This is a genomic window from Anaerostipes hadrus ATCC 29173 = JCM 17467, from assembly GCF_030296915.1.
In the GTDB taxonomy this organism is placed as follows: domain Bacteria; phylum Bacillota; class Clostridia; order Lachnospirales; family Lachnospiraceae; genus Anaerostipes; species Anaerostipes hadrus.
In genome coordinates, this window is record NZ_AP028031.1 from 1,942,002 (window position 1) to 1,963,492 (window position 21,491).

Below are 21,491 nucleotides of genomic sequence, written 5' to 3' on the forward strand. Positions count from 1 at the left end.
TTTTAATGTTTCATTTATTCTTCGTCTAACATGACACTGACCCTGTACATTCCAGGTTTGCTTGCCTCTTCATAAGCTTCTTGCAGTCTGCTTAGTGGAAATTTCTTCTCTTCTACCAATTTAGACACATCCACAACCTTGGTACTTAATGCTTGGGCAGCTTCTTTGAAGTCTTCATGATCTGCCCCGAATGTCCCGATCAGTTCCATCTTTCTATAGTGTAACATATTTGAGTCAACTTTCAACTCTGGAACTGGATATCCTGCCGCAAATAATAACATTCTTCCATCATTTTGTTTTAACATCTCAAGTCCCTGACTGTTGGCACTGGTTGATCCAACAGCTACGATCACAGCATCTGCTCCAATTCCTTCCGTTAACTCTTTTACCTTTTCTACAGGATCACTTTCATTACAGTCTATCACTTCAAATCCCATCGCTTTGGCTGTCTCAATCTTCTTAGGAATCATCTCTGATACGATCACACGACATCCGTAAGCTTTCGCTGTCTGGGCGTTAATTAATCCCATAGTTCCTGCACCAATGACTACAACTGTTTCAAATGGCTTTAATCTTAATTTCTTTGCTCCATGAATGACTGTTGCAAGTGGTTCCATAAATCCTGCTTCCGATGGATTTAGGTCATTCGCCACTTTATAAACTCCACTTGAATTCTTTACACAATAATTTGAAAAACCAAAGAATCCCCATTTATATCCATCTTCTGTATCATTGCGAATTTCTTCACACTGATCGATATGTCCTTCACGACAAGCAGGACAATGTCCACATCCTTCGTATCCAGTTGCTACCATATCTCCTACTTTGAGATCTGTTACTTTTTCTCCAACCTGTTCAACGATCCCTGCTGCTTCATGTCCTCCTGCCATAGGATATCCCTGATGTTCTCGTAATCCTAACCACTGTCCATAATCTGTCGTGCAGATATTACATACTTTCATATGAAGTAATACATCATATGGCCCTACTTCTGGAAGATCACGTTCTCTGACCTCTGCAACACCCTTTTTTACCAAACACCCAAACTTCATTTTCCTTCCCATGACACTGCACTTCCTTTCAAAATTCATCCTTCTTATCTTTATTTTTTCATATATTGATGTACCGTACCTAGACTACTCCATTGCTATGCTTTGTTTACACTGCCGAATAGTGTGATGTAGTGTTTTAATGCTTCTTTGTATCCTATCCTCATCTCATTAGAAAGATCAAACATATTCGCTGTTTTATTTCCAAATTCTCCAAGACTTCCATCTTTCTTCATATGATCATAGTCAATCTGTAAGTATCCTTTTAATGTTTCTAACCCTGCATTACTTAAGTCTGTGCACAAATTAACTTTCTGAATTCCTGTCTGCACTGCTTTCTTCAGGTTATCATCTCCTGTTCCTGATCCTCCATGAAGAACTAATGGCACTTCAACCATCTGATGCAAGTCTGCTAATAGTTCAAATTCCAGTTTTGGAGTTCCATGGTAAGTTCCGTGAGAAGTTCCAACAGATACTGCCAACGCATCTACATTTGTCTGTTTTACAAAATCAATCGCTTCTTCTTTCCTTGTAAGACCGGAATCTCTGGTCTGTTCGTATTCAAATCCCTGTCCAACATGTCCAAGTTCTGCTTCTACAGAAACTCCAACTGCATGAGCAATCTTTACGATTTCTGCAACTTCTCTGACATTCTCTTCAAATGTCAATGTAGAACGGTCTACCATGACAGATGTATATCCACAGCGGATTGCCTGGATGATCTCTTCAAATGGTCCTCCATGGTCTAAATTTAATGCTGCTGTTACTTCTGGAAATTTCTTTTCATAAAAATGAACGGCATCTGATATTTCTTCAATCTGATGAATTCCAGCACCATCAATGATGACCGGTGCTTTTAATTCACTTGCTGCTTCAAAAATACTCTTTACTGTATTTAAACTCCATGCGTTTGGAGCGGCAACTCCATATCCTTCTTTCTTCGCCTGTCTTAAGATTGTTCCCATATCTGTCAGCATAGTTTTTACCTCCATTTGTGCATATGCACCTTGTGACGTGATTTTGTTCTTGTTGTATTTATAATAATACAACTCATTTGTTTTGTCAAACATTTTTCCAGCTGCATGGTCATTTGACCATATCGCATTTTCTCAGACTGTTTTTTTGATTTATAGGATTTTTCTCTATACGAAAAAAACACCTCAAAATTCTTTCGAATTCTGAGGTGTTTTTTTATTTAATCTTTGAGTTGCTTCGCTCCACAAGGTAACATCCCTCAACTAAGCTCATCTTTCGCCTGTGGCTCGGATTCGCTAAGGTTCTGGATGGGCTTTCTCACTAAGTTCAAACTTCACTTGTCAGCTTGTTTTCACTAAGTGTTCAATGCCAGTGTTCAATGCCTACATCATTCCCATTCCGGCTGGTGCTCCTGCTGGCATTGCTGGTGCTTCTTCTTTGATGTTCGCAACAACTGATTCTGTTGTTAATAATGTAGAAGCTACGGATGTTGCATTCTGTAATGCGCTTCTTGTTACTTTGGCTGGATCGATGATTCCTTTTTCTACCATGTCTACGTATTCTCCATGTAATGCATCGAATCCTTTTCCGATTTCTGCTTCTTTTACTTTATTGACGATCACAGCTCCTTCAAGACCTGCATTGACTGCGATCTGGAATAATGGTGCTTCTAATGCTTTGAGGATGATGTTTGCTCCTGTCTTTTCGTCTCCTTCTAAGTCTGCTACTTTCTCAGCTGCTTTCTTAGATGCATGGATATAAGCAGATCCTCCACCGAAGATGATTCCTTCTTCTACTGCTGCTTTTGTTGCTGCTAAGGCATCTTCCAGACGTAATTTGCTTTCTTTCATCTCTGTTTCTGTTGCTGCTCCAACACGGATCACTGCAACTCCACCAGATAATTTAGCTAATCTTTCCTGTAATTTTTCTTTGTCGAATTCAGATGTTGTTTCTTCGATCTGTGCTTTGATCTGTCCAAGACGTGCCTGGATTGCATCTTTATCTCCTTCACCGTCTACGATGACTGTGTTTTCTTTTTCAACTTTGACAGATTTTGCACGTCCTAACTGATCTAATGTTGCGTCTTTTAATTCCAGACCAACTTCTTCAGAGATCACTGTACCACCTGTTAAGATAGCGATATCTTCAAGCATTGCTTTTCTTCTGTCTCCATATCCAGGTGCTTTCACTGCACATACAGAGAATGTTCCACGTAATTTGTTAACGATCAGTGTTGTTAATGCTTCACCTTCGATATCTTCAGCAATGATCAGTAATTTCTTACCACTCTGTACAATCTGCTCTAATAATGGAAGGATTTCCTGAATATTAGTGATCTTCTTGTCTGTGATCAGAATATATGGATCATCTAATTCAGCAACCATTTTTTCCATATCTGTTGAGAAATATGCTGATAAATATCCACGATCAAACTGCATTCCTTCTACTAAATCTAATTCTGTTTTCATTGTTTTAGATTCTTCGATCGTGATAACTCCGTCGTTAGATACCTTTTCCATAGCATCTGCTACTAATTCTCCAACTTCTTCGTCTGCTGCAGAGATTGCTGCTACTTTCGCGATCTGATCTCTTCCTGTAACTTTGCTACTCATCTCAGCAATTGCTTCAACAGCTGCTTCTGTCGCTTTCTTCATTCCTTTACGAAGAATGATTGGGTTTGCTCCTGCTGCTAAGTTTTTCATTCCTTCGTTGATCATTGCCTGTGCAAGAACTGTAGCTGTTGTTGTACCATCTCCAGCAACATCATTTGTCTTAGTTGCTACTTCTTTGACTACCTGAGCTCCCATATTCTCAAATGGATCTTCTAATTCGATTTCTTTTGCGATCGTTACACCGTCATTTGTGATCAGTGGTGCACCAAAAGATTTGTCTAATACAACGTTGCGTCCTTTTGGTCCGATTGTAACTCTTACTGTATCTGCTAACTGGTTAACTCCTGCTTCCAGTGCTTTTCTTGCTTCAATTCCGTATTTAATCTCTTTTGCCATGATCTTCATTACCTCCGACTAAATTTTTTAATGAAATTAAATAATTGTGTATTATAATAAAACTATTCTACAACTGCTAAAATATCATTCTGTTTTACGATGATATATTCTTCATCTTCTAATTTTACTTCTGTTCCTGCATATTTAGAATAAATAACTTTCTGTCCTACAGAAACTTCCATCTTCACATCTTCTGTTCCAGGTCCAACTGCAACAACTTCTGCTTCCTGTGGTTTTTCCTGTGTTGCTGTTGTAAGGACGATTCCTGACTTAGTTGTTGTTTCTGCTTCCAGCTGTTTTAATACAACTCTATCTCCTAATGGTGTTAACTTCATAATGATATTACCTCCTAAATATATTAGAATTATTGTTCTTTTTATCTTTTGTTAGCACTCGCTTATATCGAGTGCTAACTCTATGTTCTTTAGTATAACACCAGACAAAAAAAATGCAACCCCCTTTTTATAAAAAATCCATAAACTGAGATTGCATTCTTTGGTATTTTACTTATTCTTTGATGTATTTTTTTGCTTCTTCTGAACTTCTTGTTGGAACAGTCTGGAAATATACATGTACATGTTTTTTGATCAGTTCATGAATAGCTTCCATCTCCATGGCATCACACGCAACTCTTCTTGCAACTGCTTTACGTTCTCCACGAATTCCCATACCTCCGATATTAAGCTGATTGATCTTGATTCCTCGTTTGATCAATTCTTCAAATACCAGTGGGGATTCTGCAATTACGATCACCCGCTCTCCATCAAAGGATGGGGCTTCTTTTAATTTCTCCGTTGCACGATCGATCCCATATACATGAATTATAAGGCCTTGGGGCGCCATCTCTTTGATCACTTTGCTTCGGAATTTATCCTTCGCCACAACATCATCTACAATAATGATCCTGTTCGCTCTGACTTCCGGCACCCATAATGTCAAAATCTCCGTATGTATGAGCCTGTCATCAACTCTCGCTAATACAATGTTTTTCATTCTTCTACCTCCTTATATAATTCACGCACATCTTTCACTGTCTCTGGCGCTGCCTTAAGAAGATCTTTGCACACCTCTTGTGCGCTCTTTCCCGCGTAACGTCCCATAACTACTTCCATCATCAACGGAAGATTGATTCCAGTTACGTGGTAGAGATCGTATTCTGACATTAAAGAAATGACCGTATTAAACGGACTTCCATAAAACAGATCTGTTAATATAAGGACTTCTTCTCCTTCTGATGTCTGTTCAATACTCTCTCTGATCTTCTCTCTCAAAGTATCCACTGATTCTTCTGGTTCAAGCCCAAATGCCTCAAGGTCTTCCTGTTCCCCTGCGATCATCTGTGCTGTATCCACAAGTCCTCTTGCATAACTTCCATGAGATACCACGATTACCTTCATCAATTTTCCTCTCTTCTCTCTCATCACATCTTGCCTGTTACGACAAATTTGATTAATTTGGTTTGTAAGAACTCTTTAAGCTTACAATTCTATTAAATACCATGTGTTCTTTTGTAGAATCTTTGGAATCTAAACAGAAATATCCTGTTCTCATAAACTGGAAACTGTCTTCCTTATCATATTTCTCTAACTCAGGCTCTACATATGCTTCCTTGATCACAGTCAGTGAATTTGGATTCACATTAATACTTCCATCTTCATTATATACACCTTTTTCTTCATCTACAATGTTTTCATATAGACGGATTTCTGCTTTTTTCGCAGTTGGTACAGATACCCAATGGATCGTTCCGCGAACCTTTCTTCCATCTGGACTGTTTCCTCCTCTGGATTCTGGATCATATGTCGCATATACACAGGTTACATTGCCGTCCTCATCTACATCGTACCCTGTACATGTCACAAAATATGCATTCATCAGACGTACTTCATTACCTACATATAAACGACGGTATTTCTTAGGCTTTTCAATCTTGAAATCTTCTCGTTCGATATATAATTCTCTTGAAAATGGTACCTGTCTTGTTCCCATCTCTTCGTTTTCCTGATTATTTGGAACGTCAACGAGTTCCCCTTCTCCTTCTGGATAGTTTGTGATCACCAGTTTGATCGGATCTAAGATCGCTGCCATACGTGGACGTTTTAATTTCAGATCATCACGGATGCAGTATTCAAGCATCGCTGAATCTACAGAGCTGTGGCTCTTTGCAACTCCGACAAGTTCCATAAACTTCTTGATGGATTCTGGTGTATATCCTCTTCTTCTAAGTGCTGATAATGATACCAGACGTGGATCATCCCATCCATCTACGATTCCATCTTCTACCAGTTTCTTGATATAACGTTTTCCTGTAACAACATTTGTCAGATATAACTTCGCAAATTCGATCTGTTTTGGTGGATTCTCAAATTCGCATTCGTTAACAACCCAGTCATACAGTGGTCTGTGATCTTCAAATTCCAGTGTACAGATAGAGTGTGTTACCCCTTCAAATGCATCCTCTAATGGATGAGCAAAATCGTACATTGGATAAATACACCATTTGTTTCCTGTATTATGATGTTCCATTCTTGCGATACGATAAAGAATTGGATCCCTCATGTTGATATTTCCAGATGTCATATCGATCTTGGCACGAAGAACTTTGCTTCCATCTGGGTATTTTCCTTCCTTCATCTCGCGGAATAACTGTAAGTTCTCTTCTGGTGTACGGTCACGGTATGGACTGTTCTTTCCAGGTTCTGTTAAAGTTCCTCTGTATTCTCTGATCTGTTCAGCATTCAGATCACAGACATATGCTTTTCCCTTCTTGATCAGGAATTCTGCACATTCATACATCTTGTCAAAGTAGTTGGAAGCATAATAAATATGTTCGTGATAATCTGCTCCTAACCATTCTACGTCCTCTTTAATAGAATTTACATATTCTTCCTTCTCTTTTGTTGGGTTTGTATCATCAAAACGGAAATGGAAATCTCCGCCATATTCCTGAGCCAGTCCATAGTTTAATAAGATGGATTTTGCGTGTCCGATATGAAGATATCCGTTTGGTTCTGGTGGAAATCTTGTAACTACCTTCTTGCAATGCCCTTCTTCTATATCTTTTTCTATGATCTGTTCGATAAAATTCTTAGAAATCGTTTCTTCCATGTCTTCCTCCATATAGTTTTTTCTATTCTGATTATAATGTATCTTCTATACACTTGCAATCATATAATTTCTGTATCATTGTGAAATACAGATAATCCTTCTATATAAGATCTAATGCCTCCATGACATTTGAAACTCCTACAAGTCTCATGTCTGTCTGGACCTTGATCTGATCTACATTCGCCTGAGGCAGAACGCATCGTTTAAATCCTAGTTTCTGTGCTTCTTTGATCCTTGCTTCTCCACCTGATACGGCTCTTACTTCTCCTACCAGACCAACTTCTCCAAAAATGATCGTATCTTCTAAGATCGGCCGGTTCTTATAACTCGATGCGATTGCCATAATAATACCAAGATCGATCGCTGGTTCGCCAAGTTTCATACCTCCAGCCAGATTCACATACGCATCACAGCCGCCAAGCTGCAGTCCAACTCTCTTCTCAAGCACTGCCATCAAAAGATTCACCCTGTTATAATCAATTCCAACTGCTGTTCTTCTCGGCATCTGAAAGCTTGTTGGTGATACCAATGCCTGAATCTCGATCAGGATCGGTCTGGTCCCTTCCATGGAACATACAACAACGGATCCTGACGCATCAAGGGGTCTTCCATTAAGCATCGTCTTTGACGGATTCTCCACTTCTACAAGTCCATTGTTACACATCTCAAACACACCGATCTCGTTCGTGGATCCAAAACGGTTTTTGACACCTCTTAAGATTCTGTATGCCGCTTCTCTTTCCCCTTCAAAATAAAGGACCGTATCTACCATATGCTCAAGTGTTCTTGGTCCTGCAACCACTCCTTCTTTGGTCACATGTCCTACGATAAAAACTGCGATATTATTCTCTTTCGCAACTCTCATCATCGCTGCAGTCACTTCTCTTACCTGAGACACACTGCCTGCTGCCGAGGAAAGATCCTCGCTGTACATTGTCTGAATCGAATCAATCACCGCAAATTCTGGTTTCGTCTTTAAGATCGCATTCGTGATCGCATCAAGATCTGTCTCACAATACAGAAGCATCTCTTCTTCAAATGTTCCGATCCTCTCTGCTCTCATCTTGATCTGATGCATAGATTCTTCCCCAGAAATATACAAAACCTTACGTTTGCTATTCGCAAGATTCCTGCATACCTGTAATAATAACGTGGATTTCCCAATTCCCGGATCTCCTCCGACCAGCGATAGGGAACCTTTGACGATCCCGCCGCCTAACACACGGTCTAGTTCATGAATCCCTGTTGGAATCCTCTCTTCATTCTCTACGGTTACCTCGGATATATTCATAGGAGAGGCAGAAGTCTTTAAAGACTTCGCCCCTCCTTTTTTCGTTTCTGTAACTTTCTCTTCTGTAAAAGTATTCCACTGCTTACAGGCAGGACACTGCCCCATCCACTTGGAAGACTCATGACCACACTGGCTGCAAAAATAAACTGTCTTTTGTTTTGCCATTGGTGCTCCTTTATGTTACTACTGTTTCTTTACACGAACAGCTGCTGCTGTTCCCTCGCTTAACTCAACACTCAGAGTTAGTTTTCCTCCAAGATTTGCTTTCATCATTCCTACATTCGTATTATCAATAAAAACTTTATATTCCTGTCCGGCTTCTACTTCTAAAGTAACCTGGACATCAGATGAAGATTCAATCTCAAATGCAACTCCATCTGTTGTTGCAACAAAGTTATGTACTGCTGAACCTGGAACTGATTCAAAGATCAGCTGTCCGTTCTTGTCCAGTTTTGTCATTGTCTTGAAAGTCTTGATCTTATAGATATCTCCTTCAAACTGGATATCTCCTTTCTTCGCTTTCTGTGCTAATGTATAGTCACCAAAGCTAAGTGTTCCATTGTCTTCGCTGCGGAATAATTCAGTTACCACTGCCATTGTCTTTTCCTCCTAATATCTGTTTCGGTCGTCGTATGTATATTATAATATATTTCAGTATTATTTACTAGTTTTCCTTTACCGAAAAAGTAAGTTTTTTATCTTTTTTACCAATCGTCATCGTCTGTCCATTCGTAAGGGTTCCTTCTAAGATCTTATCTGCCAGTACATCTTCAATCTCATTCTGGATGATCCTTCTTAATGGTCTTGCCCCATAATTCTCATCATATCCCTTATCTGCTAACAGATCCATCGCACCAGATGTGATCTTTAATGTGATCTGATGTTCTCTTAATAAACGGGCTCTCAATTCATCCATAAATAATTTTGCGATCTTCTTAACTTCTTCCTTTGTAAGGACGGCAAATACGATCGTCTCATCAATTCGATTTAAAAACTCTGGGCGAAAGATCTGTTTCACTTCTTCCATAACACCCTTTTTCATACGTTCATGAGTCTTGGCTTTATCTGTATCATCCATAGAAAATCCTAAATGTTTTGGTGCAATGATACGGTTTGCACCTGCATTGGAAGTCATAATGATAACAGTATTCTTAAAGTCGACTTTTCTTCCATTGGAATCTGTAATATGTCCGTCATCTAATACCTGAAGCAGGATATTAAATACATCAGGATGAGCTTTTTCGATCTCATCAAAAAGAAGGACAGAGTAAGGATGTCTTCGAATCTGTTCACTCAGCTGTCCGCCTTCTCCAAATCCAACATATCCTGGAGGAGATCCAATGATCTTTGATACACTGTGCTTCTCCATATATTCAGACATATCCACACGGATCAGATCTTCTTCTCTTCCAAATAAAGCTTTTGCTAATGTCTTTGACAGCTCCGTCTTACCAACTCCTGTTGGCCCTAAAAATAAGAATGATCCGATCGGACGGTTTGGACTCTTAAGACCGACTCTGCTTCTCTTCACAGCTTTGGCAACTGCATTGACCGCTTCATCTTGCCCGATCACATGTTTGTGAAGTTCTTTCTCTAAATGTCTTAATCGTTCCATATCTCCCTTTGTAAGCTGTGTTACTGGAATCTGTGTCCATAAAGAAACGACTTCTGCGGCATCCTCTGTTGTCAATTCTGGAATCTCATTTTGCTTCTTCTGATTTCTCTTCATCTTACGTTCCAGAGATTTCTCAAGTTTGTTCTTCTCTTTCTTAAGCTCTCTTGCTTCTGTAATATCTCCATCAGAAAGCGCTGCTTCGATCTTCTCTATGATCTCCCTGATCTCCTTGCGTTCTTTCTTAAAACCTGCATGACTTCCAAGCTGTTCCATTCGTTTCCTTGCACAGGCTTCATCTAACAGATCAATGGCTTTATCTGGCAGAAAACGATCACTGATATATCGATCAGAAAGAGAGGCGATCGCCTCTGCCACATCTTCTGATACCAGGATCCTATGATAATCTTCAAAACGATGTTTGATCCCTTTTAAGATCGTGATCGTTTCTTCTACGGTTGGTTCTTTCACTCTGACTGGTTGGAATCTTCGAACTAATGCTGCATCTTTTTCAAAATATTTTGTATATTCTTCACTCGTTGTCGCACCGATCAGCTGAAAATCTCCTCTTGCCAATGCTGGTTTTAAGATATTAGATGCATCCATAGCTCCCTCAGAACCTCCAGCTCCAATGATCGTATGAATCTCATCAATAAACAAAATAATAGAATCATCCTGTGTTGCTTCGGTTACGATACGTTTCATTCGTTCTTCAAATTCTCCACGGAATTTCGTTCCAGCGATCACTTTCGTAAGGTCTAAGGACAAAATCCTCTTATTCTTAAGAATTCTTGGCATATTGCCTTCGGCGATCCTTTGTGCAAGGCCTTCAACGATTGCTGTTTTACCAACCCCTGGATCACCGATCAGACATGGATTATTCTTTGTCCTTCTGCAAAGGATCTGCATCAGACGTTCCATCTCACTTTCACGTCCGATCATCGGATCAAGCTTCCCAAGCATGGCTTTCTCTGTCAGATCTGTACTATACTGAAGCAGCATATATTCTCCCGCTCCATCTTCCATATCACCGCCATCAGAGATTGCTTCATTATATTCATTCTTCGCACTTCTGAAATCAATTCCTGCAGTAACTAAAATATCTGTATAGATTCCTTCGGATGAAATCTTATGATCTTCCAGAAAACGGAATGCTTCATTATCTCCATCTTTGATCATCGCCATCAAGATATGTTCTGATCCGATCGCTTCACACCCGTATTTCATTGCAAGTTCTCCTGCAATTTCTAACAGGTATTCTGTCTTCGGAGTATCCATTACCGTTCTTCTTCGGTCTTTTGGCATCTTTGACTTCTCTTTGATCGCTTCTTCTATTAATTCTCTTGTCACTCCGTGCATCTTGAGCACTTCACTTGCAAGAGATCCGTCTGCCCCATAAAGTCCTAGCAGAACAAAAATACTGCTGACATCTTTAAATCCAAGATATCCAGCAATCTCTCGTCCTTCATTCAATGCTTTGGAGGCATATTTTGTAAATGGTAATCGGTTCATAATTCCTCCTGTTATTACTTTCTGTCTAATTTCTGGTACATATCATGAATCAACCGGTTCATCTCGTCTTCTGTAACTCCTTTACAGACAGCTTCTGCAACTAACATCCTTAAATTCTCTTGAATGCTTGCTAATTCCTGCTGTTTTTCCAAAGTTTCAACACTTATGACTGCACCTTTTCTTCGGTCTAGTTTCAGGTATCCTTCTTCTCTTAAGATCGCATAGGCTTTGTTCACCGTGTGCATGTTCACTCCAAGCACCTGTGCTAACTGACGGACAGATGGAAGTGATTCTCCATCAGCAAATTCTGCACATGCGATTCCCATAATGATCTGATTTCTTAACTGTACATAGATTGCCTCGTCACTATTGAAATCAATCTCCAGTATCATTGTGCAACCCTTCTTTCCTCTTTCGAAATTTACAACTTATCTATGATATTTTGTTATACATAGACTATAATATAAAGCACAGTCTGTCAAGAGCTTCTCTTCCAGATGATAAAGAAAAAGATGCAGTGTAAAAAACTACATCTCTCTCGTCTATTTTTCATTCAAATCTAAAATTCTTTGATTTGCACTTCCTCGGAATTTTAATGTGATATCTTTCTGGGATTCGATAAACTGTCCATCAACCAGCGTATCAATATAAGATAACATCTCTTCCGTAAACGGTGTGTATACTTTACCACCTTCGAGCAAATCTTTGTCATACGTATATCCTGTATAGCACCAGATATTCTTCTTTGGATAATTTTCTTTGATCTCTTTTAATAATCTGACCAGTTCTTCCTGATTCTCCGGTTCAAATGGTTCCCCTCCAAGAAGCGAAAAACCTTCAATATAATCTGGCTTTAACAGTTCCATGATATAATCTTTTGTCTCCGTCGTAAATGGCTTTCCATAACAAAAGTCCCATGTCTCCTTATTAAAGCATCCTGGACAATGATTTCGGCAGCCTGATACGAATAAGCTGACTCTGACTCCTGGTCCATTCGCAATATCACATTTTTTAATTTCTCCGTAGTGCATATGATCTCCTCTGTCATCGTGTCTTATAAATGAAGGACTCGATCCTTGATCTCCTGTGTACGTCCCTGATTCCAGAACTGTGTTCCGATATATCCACAAGTACGTCTTGCAACAAACATATGATCCTGATCTGTATTTCCACAGTTTGGACATTCCCAGATCAGTTTTCCTGATTCATCTTCTTTGATCTGAATCTCTCCGTCGTATCCACAACATTCACAGTAATCACTCTTTGTATTTAACTCTGCATACATGATGTTATTGTAAATAAATTTCATCACGGATAAGACGGCTGGAATATTATCCTGCATGTTTGGTACTTCAATGTAGCTGATCGCTCCGCCTGGAGATAATTTCTGGAATTCTGACTCAAATGCCAGTTTGCTGAATGCATCGATCTCTTCTGTTACATGAACATGATAGCTGTTTGTGATGTAGTTCTTATCTGTAACTCCCGGAATGATACCAAAACGTTTCTGTAAGCATTTTGCAAACTTGTAAGTTGTTGATTCCATTGGTGTTCCGTATACAGAATAGCTGATGTTCTCTGCTGCCTTCCATTCATTACATTTATCATTTAATTTCTGCATAACTTTTAATGCAAATTCTTTTCCTTCATCGGATGTATGAGACTTGCCTGTCATGCGGACACACATCTCATAAAGTCCTGCATATCCAAGGGAAATCGTGGAATATCCATCGTATAATAACTTATCGATCTTCTCGCCTTTCTTCAGTCTCGCAAGCGCTCCATGTTGCCAAAGGATCGGCGCAACATCAGATACCGCTCCCTTTAATCTCTCATGGCGACATCTTAATGCTCTGTGGCACAATTCCAGTCTCTCTTCTAAGATGTCCCAGAATTTGTCCATATCTCCATTAGAACTGCATGCGACATCAACCAAGTTGATCGTTACAACACCCTGATTAAATCTTCCATAGAACTTATGGCTTCCATCTGCATTTCTCTGGGAATCTTCGACCGTTAAGAATGATCTGCATCCCATGCAAGGATATACTTCACCATTCTTCAGTTCTCTCATCACTTTCGCTGAGATATAGTCTGGAACCATGCGTTTTGCTGTACATTTTGCAGCTAATTCTGTCAGATGCCAATACTTGGAATCTGGTGTGATGTTATCATCATCTAATGCATAAATAAGTTTTGGGAAGGCTGGAGTGATCCAGACTCCTTTTTCATTCTTAACACCCTGAATTCTCTGTTTCAGGACTTCTTCGATCACAAGAGCCAGATCGTCTCTTGTCTGTCCTTCTGGTACTTCGTCAAGATACATAAAGACTGTGACAAATGGCGCCTGTCCATTACATGTCATTAAAGTTACCAGCTGATACTGGATCGTCTGGATTCCCTGTTTGATCTCATCATACAGACGCATCTCTGTAATCTTGTCGATGATCGCATCATCCATAGATTCTCCGATCACTTTACGTTCCTTCACGACATTCTTACGCAGCTTCTTTCGACTGATGTCTACAAATGGTGCTAAATGTGCTAATGTAAAAGACTGTCCTCCATACTGGTTGCTTGCAACCTGAGCAACAATCTGTGTTGTCACATTACATGCTGTAAAAAATGAATGTGGTTTCTCGATCAATGTCTCACTGATCACAGTTCCATTCTGAAGCATATCTTCCAAGTTGATCAGATCACAGTTATGTTCTCTCTGTGCAAAATAGTCAGAATCATGAAAATGGATGATTCCTTCTTCATGAGCACGAATGATCTCATTTGGCAGAAGGACACGTTTACTTAAGTCTTTGCTGACTTCTCCTGCCATATAATCTCTCTGCGTGGAATTGATCACTGGGTTCTTATTCGAATTCTCCTGATTTACTTCCTCATTAATATTATCAAGTAAAGAAAGAATTCCATCATCGGTCGTATTTGATTTTCTTCTCAGTTCTCTCTTAAAACGATATCTTACATACTTCTGGGCAACTTCATATCCTCTCATCTCCATGATCCCTGTCTCGACCATATTCTGGATATCTTCTACATTCACCGCATGAGAAGAGTTTGCTACCTGATCTGCAACCTTCTCTGCGATCGCCATTATCTGATACTGATTCATCTGATGGATCTTTGTTACCTCTTCATTCGCCTTCGTGATCGCATTGATGATCTTATCGAGATCAAAGGTTACCTCCTCACCGTTTCTCTTGATAATCTTTGTTTTTACATCACCATTCATAGTTTCTCCCTCATTTATATAAAATTACAAGATTCTGTGTGTTTCCATTTTCTGGCACAAAATCTTGTTGTCGTTCTACCAATCAGCACTATATCTTGTGCCATTGCCTTTATTATATTACACTCTTTTTCATAAAAAAGAAAGAGCTAATTTTTCATTTTAGAGAATATGAAGATGCTCAAACAGAATCTTAAATCCCAAAAGTATCAGTATTATGCCACCTGCGAGCTCTGCCTTGGATTTATATTTTGTTCCAAAAATATTTCCGATCTTTACTCCTACAAATGAAATCAAGAAAGTACAGACTCCAATCATCGACGCTGCGGATACAATATGCACATTTAAAAAGGCAAATGTGATCCCAACTGCTAATGCATCGATACTTGTCGCAACAGCAAGCATGAACATTTCTTTCACTGCGATCGAATCATCTGCCTGTTCTTCATCATTTGATAATGCTTCTTTGACCATATTGATTCCGATCAGCCCAAGAAGCACAAATGCGATCCAATGGTCGATCGATGTGATCTGGTCTTTAAACTGTGTTCCAAGGAAAAATCCGATTGTTGGCATCAGTGCCTGAAATCCTCCAAACCATAAACCAACAATGATCCCTTTTTTCAAAACTTTTTCTCTCATCGCTAGTCCTTTGCAGATAGAAACAGCAAATGCATCCATCGCCAATCCAACAGCCAGTGTTAATAACGTAAGTAAATCCATAAAAACGTCCTCCATATCGTAAGTTTTTCATATCATAGGGGATTCCATCGGAATTTCCTATGATATGAAAAAGACCCACAGACGAAAGCCTTGTTATAAACAAAAGCTTATCGTCTGTGAGTCTCGTTAATTAAGACAGCACCAGATGTCGTTCATCATTATGTTGATACTGTCACAGATTCTCTGCTAACTACTCCCTCACGGAAATATCTATAAGATCATACCGGATGTGCTTCCGGCAAAATGTGCCTATGTATCATATCTCAACTGAGAATCTTTGTCAATATCTTTCCTTTAATTTTTGATTACGCTTTTCAAGATCTAACAGGTATTCTTTCATTTCCAGACCACCTGCATATCCTGTCAGTGAACCGTTCATTCCGATCACTCTGTGACATGGAACAACGATCACGATCGGATTCCTGTTATTCGCCATGCCAACAGCTCGACATCCTTTTGGAATCCCTACTGATTCCGCAATGTCTTTGTAAGTACAAGTTTCCCCATATGGAATCTTCTCCAATGCTTTCCATACTTTGATCTGGAATTCTGTTCCATGATAAGAAATCTTCAGGTCAAACTTCTTTCTCCGCCCATCAAAATACTGTGATAATTGCAGTGCTGCTTCCCTGATCAATTCTGTATTCTTCTTCTCGCCTTCTAATGTCTTCGTCCCAAAATATATCCCGCAAATGCCATGCCCATCTTCCTCAATCGTTAAATTACCGATTGGAAAACTATAATCATAATAGTACCTCATATGACAATCCTCCTAAAAATAGGTATACCATATTCTTCCATGGTTGGCAAGGACTAACTTGACATGTACATATTTCTTGCGTACAATGAAAAGAACTGTATAAAAATGAACAGATATTTATTTTAGGAGGAATTTTCATTGGACCCCAGTATGATATTACAGATAATCGCAATTATCATTTTATTAATGCTTTCTGCTTATTTTTCATCTGCAGAAACAGCACTTACAACCGTCAATCCACATAGTATGCGTGCCATGGCAGAAGATGGCAATAAAAAAGCTGCTATTGTTTTAAAATTGATCGAGAATCCAAGCCAGATGCTTTCCAGCGTCTTAGTCGGAAATAACCTTGTGAATATTTCATTAACATCCCTTACTACAACGATCGCTATTCGTATCTTTGGAAGCATGGGAGCCGGAATCGCAACTGCTGTGATCACAGTACTTGTATTGATCTTTGGTGAGATCACACCAAAGACTTTTGCAACGATCAATAATACAAAACTTGCTCTAAGCTATGCTTCCAGCATTTATCTGATCACAAAATTACTGACACCGGTTGTTTACATTATCAACAAACTTTCTACAGCGATCCTTATCATCTTGCGGATCGACTCGAAACAATCCAAACGTATCATGACTGAACGTGAACTTCGTACGATCGTTGATGTCAGCCACGAAGAAGGCGTTATTGAAGAATCTGAGAAAGATATGTTAAACAACGTTTTTGATTTTAAGGAATCTCTTGCCAAGGATATTATGATCCCGCGAATTGATGTAACTTTTGTGTCTGTAGATGCTTCTTATGATGAAGTTCTTGATATTTTCCGCGAGGCCGGTTATTCTAGACTTCCTGTTTATGAAGGAAGTAAAGATCATGTTGTTGGTATTGTTTATTTTAAGGATGTTTATTTCTACCGCAGCCAGCACAGAGGCGAGATCTTTCATTTGAAAGATGTTCTGCGTAAGCCGTTCTTTACGTATGAAACTCAGAAAGTATCAAGCCTTCTTGCACAGATGCGTGAAAAATCTGTTAGTTTCTCCATTGTTTTGGATGAATATGGAGTGACTGCAGGTCTTATTACTCTAGAAGATATCGTTGAAGAGATTTTTGGAGAACTGCGTGATGAATATGATGATTCTGAGGAAGAAACTTTCAAAAAATTATCCGATGGATCTTATATGGTATCCGCTTCTTTAAAGCTTGATGATCTTGATGATCTGCTTGACGTAGACCTTGATTCTGAGGATTATGATTCTCTTGGCGGATATATCATCGAACTGCTTGATCATCTGCCTTCAGAGGGCGAAACTGCAGAAGATGAACATTTTCTTTTTAAAGTTGTTTCCGTTGACAAAAACCGTATGGAAACAATTCATATCATTCCAAAAGAGCAGTAAAAAAGAACCTTGCTTTTTCTTGCAAGGTTCTTTTTTTGTACTCTTATTTGAAATATTCTACTCCGGATTCGAAAATCTTCTGATCTTTCTGTCCGTAAATATTGATTCCTACATAGCTGTCACGACGTTCTGAATGTCCCATCTTACCAAGGACTCTTCCGTCTGGACTTGTGATACCTTCAATCGCATGGTAAGAACCATTTGGATTGAATTCTTCATTCATTGTAGGATCACCATTGAGGTCAACATACTGTGTTGCTACCTGTCCATTTTCAAACAGTTTCTGGATCACATCTTCATCTGCTACGAATCGTCCTTCTCCATGAGATACTGGTATACTGAAGATATCATCTACATGTACATTGTTAAACCATGGTGACAGATTAGAAGCAATTCTTGTATAAGCAACCTTAGAAATATGACGACCAATGCGGTTTGTTGTCAGTGTAGGTGATTTCGCATTCTGTTCTACGATTTTACCTTCTGGAACAAGTCCTAATTTGATCAGGGCCTGGAATCCGTTACAGATACCAAGTGCCAGTCCATCACGGTTATTTAACAGATCCATGACTGCTTCTTTTAATTTTTCATTTCTAAATGCTGTTGCAAAGAATTTTGCAGATCCATCTGGTTCATCACCGGCACTGAATCCACCTGGGAACATGATGATCTGGGATTCTTTGATCGCTTTTTCAAAAACTTCCACTGAATCACGGATTCCCTGTGCATCTAAGTTCTTAAATACCTTTGTGATCACGTTCGCTCCTGCACGTTCAAATGCTTTCGCTGAATCATATTCACAGTTTGTTCCTGGGAATACTGGAATAAATACATTTGGTTTTGCAACTTTATTCTTACATACGTAAATATTTCCTTTTATATAGTGTCTTGTTGTATCAACGATGCTCTGATCTCCTTCAGATCTTGTTGGGAATACTTTCTCTAATGGTTTCTTCCATGTATCGATCGCTTCTTCTAATGTTACAACTTCGTCACCAAATACAAATTCATGTTTGTCTGTAACCTCACCTAACATTAATCCTGGAATCGCAAGTTTATGAACATCTCTTGTGCTCATTTCAACAACAAATGATCCAAACTTAGGATCTGTTAAGTCTTTTAATTCTACTTCTTCATCAAAGATCACACCTAATTTATTACCAAATGCCATCTTGGCAACTGCTTCTAAAGCTCCTCCGCCGCCAATTGCATATGCAGATTTGATAATTCCATCTTTGATCAGTTTTGTAATACGTTTGTATACTTTCTTCACTTCAGAATAGATTGGAAGATTGTATGCATCTGTTGGGATACAGATACGGATCAGACGGTTTCCTGCTCTCTTAAGTTCTGGTGTGATAACATCTGTTGTCTTCGCTACATCGACTGCAAAAGATACCAGTGTTGGTGGTACATCAATGTCATTGAATGTTCCAGACATACTGTCCTTTCCACCAATCGATGCAAGTCCAAATCCCATCTGTGCCTGATATGCACCAAGTAGTGCTGCAACCGGCTGTCCCCAGCGTGTCTTATCTTCTCCAAGACGTTTAAAGTATTCCTGGAATGTCAGGCGGATATTTCTATAATCTCCACCAGTAGCCACGATCTTCGCGATAGATTCTGTGATCGCATAAACTGCTCCATGGAATGGGCTCCATTTGGACAGATATGGATCAAATCCATAACTCATCATTGTGACTGTATCGCATTCCCCTTTCAATACTGGAAGTTTTGCGACCATTGTCTGAATTGGTGTCATCTGGTATTTTCCACCATATGGCATTGTAACTGTTGCTGCTCCGATAGAGCTGTCGAATCTCTCTACGAGACCTTTCTGTGAACATACATTAAGATCAGATAATGTATTCTTGCACACTTCTTCAAATGTACCTGTCTCGTCTTTGCGGTTAAAGTAAGATTCTACACGGTGAGGGATCTCTACAAATACTTCTGTTTCCTGATGTGCTCCGTTTGTATCAAGGAAAGCTCTTGAGATATTAACGATCTCTTTTCCTCTCCATTTCAGTACTAATCTTGGATCTTCTGTTACAACAGCAACTTCTACAGCCTCTAAGTTCTCTTCTGCAGAGTATGCAAGGAACTGATCTACGTCTTTTGGATCTACAACAACAGCCATACGTTCCTGAGATTCAGAAATCGCTAATTCTGTTCCATCAAGTCCTGCATATTTCTTAGGTACTTTATCAAGATCTACAACCAGACCATCTGCAAGTTCTCCGATCGCTACGGAAACTCCACCTGCACCAAAGTCGTTACATTTCTTGATCAGACGGCTGACTTCTTCTCTTCTGAATAATCTCTGGATCTTACGTTCTGTTGGTGGATTACCTTTCTGAACTTCAGCTCCACATGTCTCGATAGATTCTTCTGTATGAACTTTAGATGATCCTGTTGCTCCTCCACAACCGTCACGTCCTGTTCTTCCACCTAATAAGATGATGATATCTCCTGGGTCAGAGTTCTCTCTGATCACGTTCTTTCTAGGTGCTGCACCCATAACGGCACCGATCTCCATACGTTTTGCAACATAGTCTGGATGATATACTTCATTAACATATCCTGTTGCAAGACCGATCTGGTTTCCATAAGAACTGTATCCATTCGCAGCTTCATTTACAATCTTATACTGTGGTAATTTACCTTTTAATGTGTCTTTTAATGGGACTGTTGGATCAGCAGCACCTGTAACACGCATTGCCTGATATACATAAGAACGTCCTGATAATGGGTCACGGATCGCTCCTCCAAGACATGTTGCCGCTCCACCAAATGGTTCGATCTCTGTTGGATGGTTATGTGTCTCATTCTTGAAACTGATCAGCCATTCTTCTTCCTTACCATCAATTTCTACTGGTACAACAATGCTGCAGGCGTTGATCTCATCGCTTTCTTCCATATTGTCAAGAATTCCATCTTTTTTAAGACGTTTCATCGCCATTAATGCCATATCCATTAAGCAGACATATTTGTCATCACGGTCTTTGTACATCTCTTCAAAGTCATCCATGTAAGAATAATATGCTTCTTCTAATGGTGCACGATAAAATCCATCCTGGAATCCAATGCTTGTAAGTTCTGTAGAGAATGTTGTATGACGACAGTGATCTGACCAATAAGTATCCAGTACACGGATCTCTGTCATGGAAGGATCTCTCTTTTCTTCTCCTTTATAATAATTCTGGATATGAAGGAAATCTTTGAATGTCATAGCAAGATTTAAAGAATCATATAATTCTTTAAATTTGTCTTCTTCCATATCTTTGAATCCATCCAGAATCTTAACATCTGCTGGTTCTTCAAAATCCATCACTAATGTCTCTGGTTTGTCTGCAGCTGCCTCTCTTGAGTCAACTGGGTTGATGCAATATTCTTTGACTGCTTCTAACTGTTCGTCAGTTAAGTCACCTTTTACAACATAAGTTGTTGCACTTCTGATCAGGGCATCTTCGTCCTCATTCAACAGTTTCACACACTGCTGTGCAGAATCTGCTCTCTGATCGAACTGACCTGGCAGAAACTCAACGCTGAAAGATATTTCCCCATCGGCAAGTGGTAATGTCTCTTCATACACGTCGTCAACTGGTGGTTCACTAAATACTGTAACCAGTGCTTTTTCATAACTTGCATCGGATAGATTCTCGATGTCATAGCGGACAAGGACACGAACAGATTCGACATCCAGTCCAAGATACTGCTTCAATGATGCATGCAGCTCTTTTGCTTTTACTGCGTAGTCTTTTTTCTTTTCAACATAGACTCTTCTAACTTCTCCCATGATTTCCTCCC

General features: G+C 39.4%; 17 protein-coding genes. 1 reads left to right on the forward strand and 16 read right to left on the reverse strand.

Annotation, left to right across the window (positions count from 1 at the left end):
• Nucleotides 1-14: 14 nt before the first annotated feature.
• The 15 genes from QUE18_RS09355 to QUE18_RS09425 all read right to left on the reverse strand — a co-directional run bounded on the left by QUE18_RS09355 (nucleotide 15) and on the right by QUE18_RS09425 (nucleotide 16,280).
• Nucleotides 15-1,064, reverse strand: coding sequence for a zinc-dependent alcohol dehydrogenase (locus QUE18_RS09355; protein WP_040344506.1), 1,050 nt, complete (start codon nucleotides 1,062-1,064; stop codon nucleotides 15-17).
• 83 nt (nucleotides 1,065-1,147) lie between these two features.
• Nucleotides 1,148-2,026, reverse strand: a complete 879-nt coding sequence (locus QUE18_RS09360) for a class II fructose-bisphosphate aldolase (RefSeq protein ID WP_040344504.1) — start codon at nucleotides 2,024-2,026, stop codon at nucleotides 1,148-1,150.
• Nucleotides 2,027-2,407: 381 nt separating this feature from the next.
• Complete coding sequence (groL, locus tag QUE18_RS09365; protein ID WP_008392485.1) at nucleotides 2,408-4,033, reverse strand: chaperonin GroEL; 1,626 nt, start codon at nucleotides 4,031-4,033, stop codon at nucleotides 2,408-2,410.
• A 62-nt stretch (nucleotides 4,034-4,095) separates the two neighbouring features.
• The gene (locus QUE18_RS09370) at nucleotides 4,096-4,368 is read right to left on the reverse strand and encodes a co-chaperone GroES (RefSeq protein WP_009204377.1); all 273 of its coding nucleotides are present in this window, start codon (nucleotides 4,366-4,368) and stop codon (nucleotides 4,096-4,098) included.
• A 172-nt stretch (nucleotides 4,369-4,540) separates the two neighbouring features.
• Nucleotides 4,541-5,026, reverse strand: coding sequence for a PTS sugar transporter subunit IIB (locus QUE18_RS09375; protein WP_009204376.1), 486 nt, complete (start codon nucleotides 5,024-5,026; stop codon nucleotides 4,541-4,543).
• Nucleotides 5,023-5,454 (reverse strand): PTS sugar transporter subunit IIA, encoded by a 432-nt coding sequence (locus QUE18_RS09380; RefSeq protein ID WP_008392488.1) that lies wholly within the window; start codon nucleotides 5,452-5,454, stop codon nucleotides 5,023-5,025. Before QUE18_RS09380 ends, QUE18_RS09375 begins: the two co-directional genes overlap by 4 nt.
• Before the next feature lie 28 nt (nucleotides 5,455-5,482).
• Complete coding sequence (locus QUE18_RS09385) at nucleotides 5,483-7,141, reverse strand: glutamine--tRNA ligase/YqeY domain fusion protein (protein ID WP_022092009.1); 1,659 nt, start codon at nucleotides 7,139-7,141, stop codon at nucleotides 5,483-5,485.
• A gap of 100 nt (nucleotides 7,142-7,241) precedes the next feature.
• A complete protein-coding gene (gene radA / locus QUE18_RS09390) occupies nucleotides 7,242-8,597 on the reverse strand; it encodes a DNA repair protein RadA (protein ID WP_009204375.1) in 1,356 nt (451 codons plus the stop codon).
• Between the two features lie 18 nt (nucleotides 8,598-8,615).
• The gene (locus QUE18_RS09395; protein ID WP_008392491.1) at nucleotides 8,616-9,029 is read right to left on the reverse strand and encodes a hypothetical protein; all 414 of its coding nucleotides are present in this window, start codon (nucleotides 9,027-9,029) and stop codon (nucleotides 8,616-8,618) included.
• A gap of 67 nt (nucleotides 9,030-9,096) precedes the next feature.
• A complete protein-coding gene (locus QUE18_RS09400; RefSeq protein WP_009204374.1) occupies nucleotides 9,097-11,556 on the reverse strand; it encodes an ATP-dependent Clp protease ATP-binding subunit in 2,460 nt (819 codons plus the stop codon).
• A gap of 14 nt (nucleotides 11,557-11,570) precedes the next feature.
• Nucleotides 11,571-11,948, reverse strand: coding sequence for a GntR family transcriptional regulator (locus QUE18_RS09405; RefSeq protein WP_009204373.1), 378 nt, complete (start codon nucleotides 11,946-11,948; stop codon nucleotides 11,571-11,573).
• Nucleotides 11,949-12,098: 150 nt separating this feature from the next.
• Nucleotides 12,099-12,587, reverse strand: coding sequence for an anaerobic ribonucleoside-triphosphate reductase activating protein (gene nrdG / locus QUE18_RS09410; protein ID WP_009204372.1), 489 nt, complete (start codon nucleotides 12,585-12,587; stop codon nucleotides 12,099-12,101).
• Between the two features lie 23 nt (nucleotides 12,588-12,610).
• Nucleotides 12,611-14,800, reverse strand: a complete 2,190-nt coding sequence (nrdD, locus tag QUE18_RS09415; protein ID WP_009204371.1) for an anaerobic ribonucleoside-triphosphate reductase — start codon at nucleotides 14,798-14,800, stop codon at nucleotides 12,611-12,613.
• A 159-nt stretch (nucleotides 14,801-14,959) separates the two neighbouring features.
• Nucleotides 14,960-15,520, reverse strand: coding sequence for a manganese efflux pump MntP (locus QUE18_RS09420; protein WP_040344502.1), 561 nt, complete (start codon nucleotides 15,518-15,520; stop codon nucleotides 14,960-14,962).
• A 280-nt stretch (nucleotides 15,521-15,800) separates the two neighbouring features.
• A complete protein-coding gene (locus QUE18_RS09425; protein WP_009204369.1) occupies nucleotides 15,801-16,280 on the reverse strand; it encodes a methylated-DNA--[protein]-cysteine S-methyltransferase in 480 nt (159 codons plus the stop codon).
• A 150-nt stretch (nucleotides 16,281-16,430) separates the two neighbouring features.
• Here QUE18_RS09425 and QUE18_RS09430 point away from each other — a divergent pair, with 150 nt between their 5' ends.
• Nucleotides 16,431-17,681 (forward strand): HlyC/CorC family transporter, encoded by a 1,251-nt coding sequence (locus QUE18_RS09430; RefSeq protein WP_009204368.1) that lies wholly within the window; start codon nucleotides 16,431-16,433, stop codon nucleotides 17,679-17,681.
• Between the two features lie 43 nt (nucleotides 17,682-17,724).
• Here the strand turns inward: QUE18_RS09430 and QUE18_RS09435 are convergent, their stop codons facing one another.
• The gene (locus QUE18_RS09435; RefSeq protein WP_040344500.1) at nucleotides 17,725-21,480 is read right to left on the reverse strand and encodes a phosphoribosylformylglycinamidine synthase; all 3,756 of its coding nucleotides are present in this window, start codon (nucleotides 21,478-21,480) and stop codon (nucleotides 17,725-17,727) included.
• Nucleotides 21,481-21,491 lie beyond the last annotated feature (11 nt).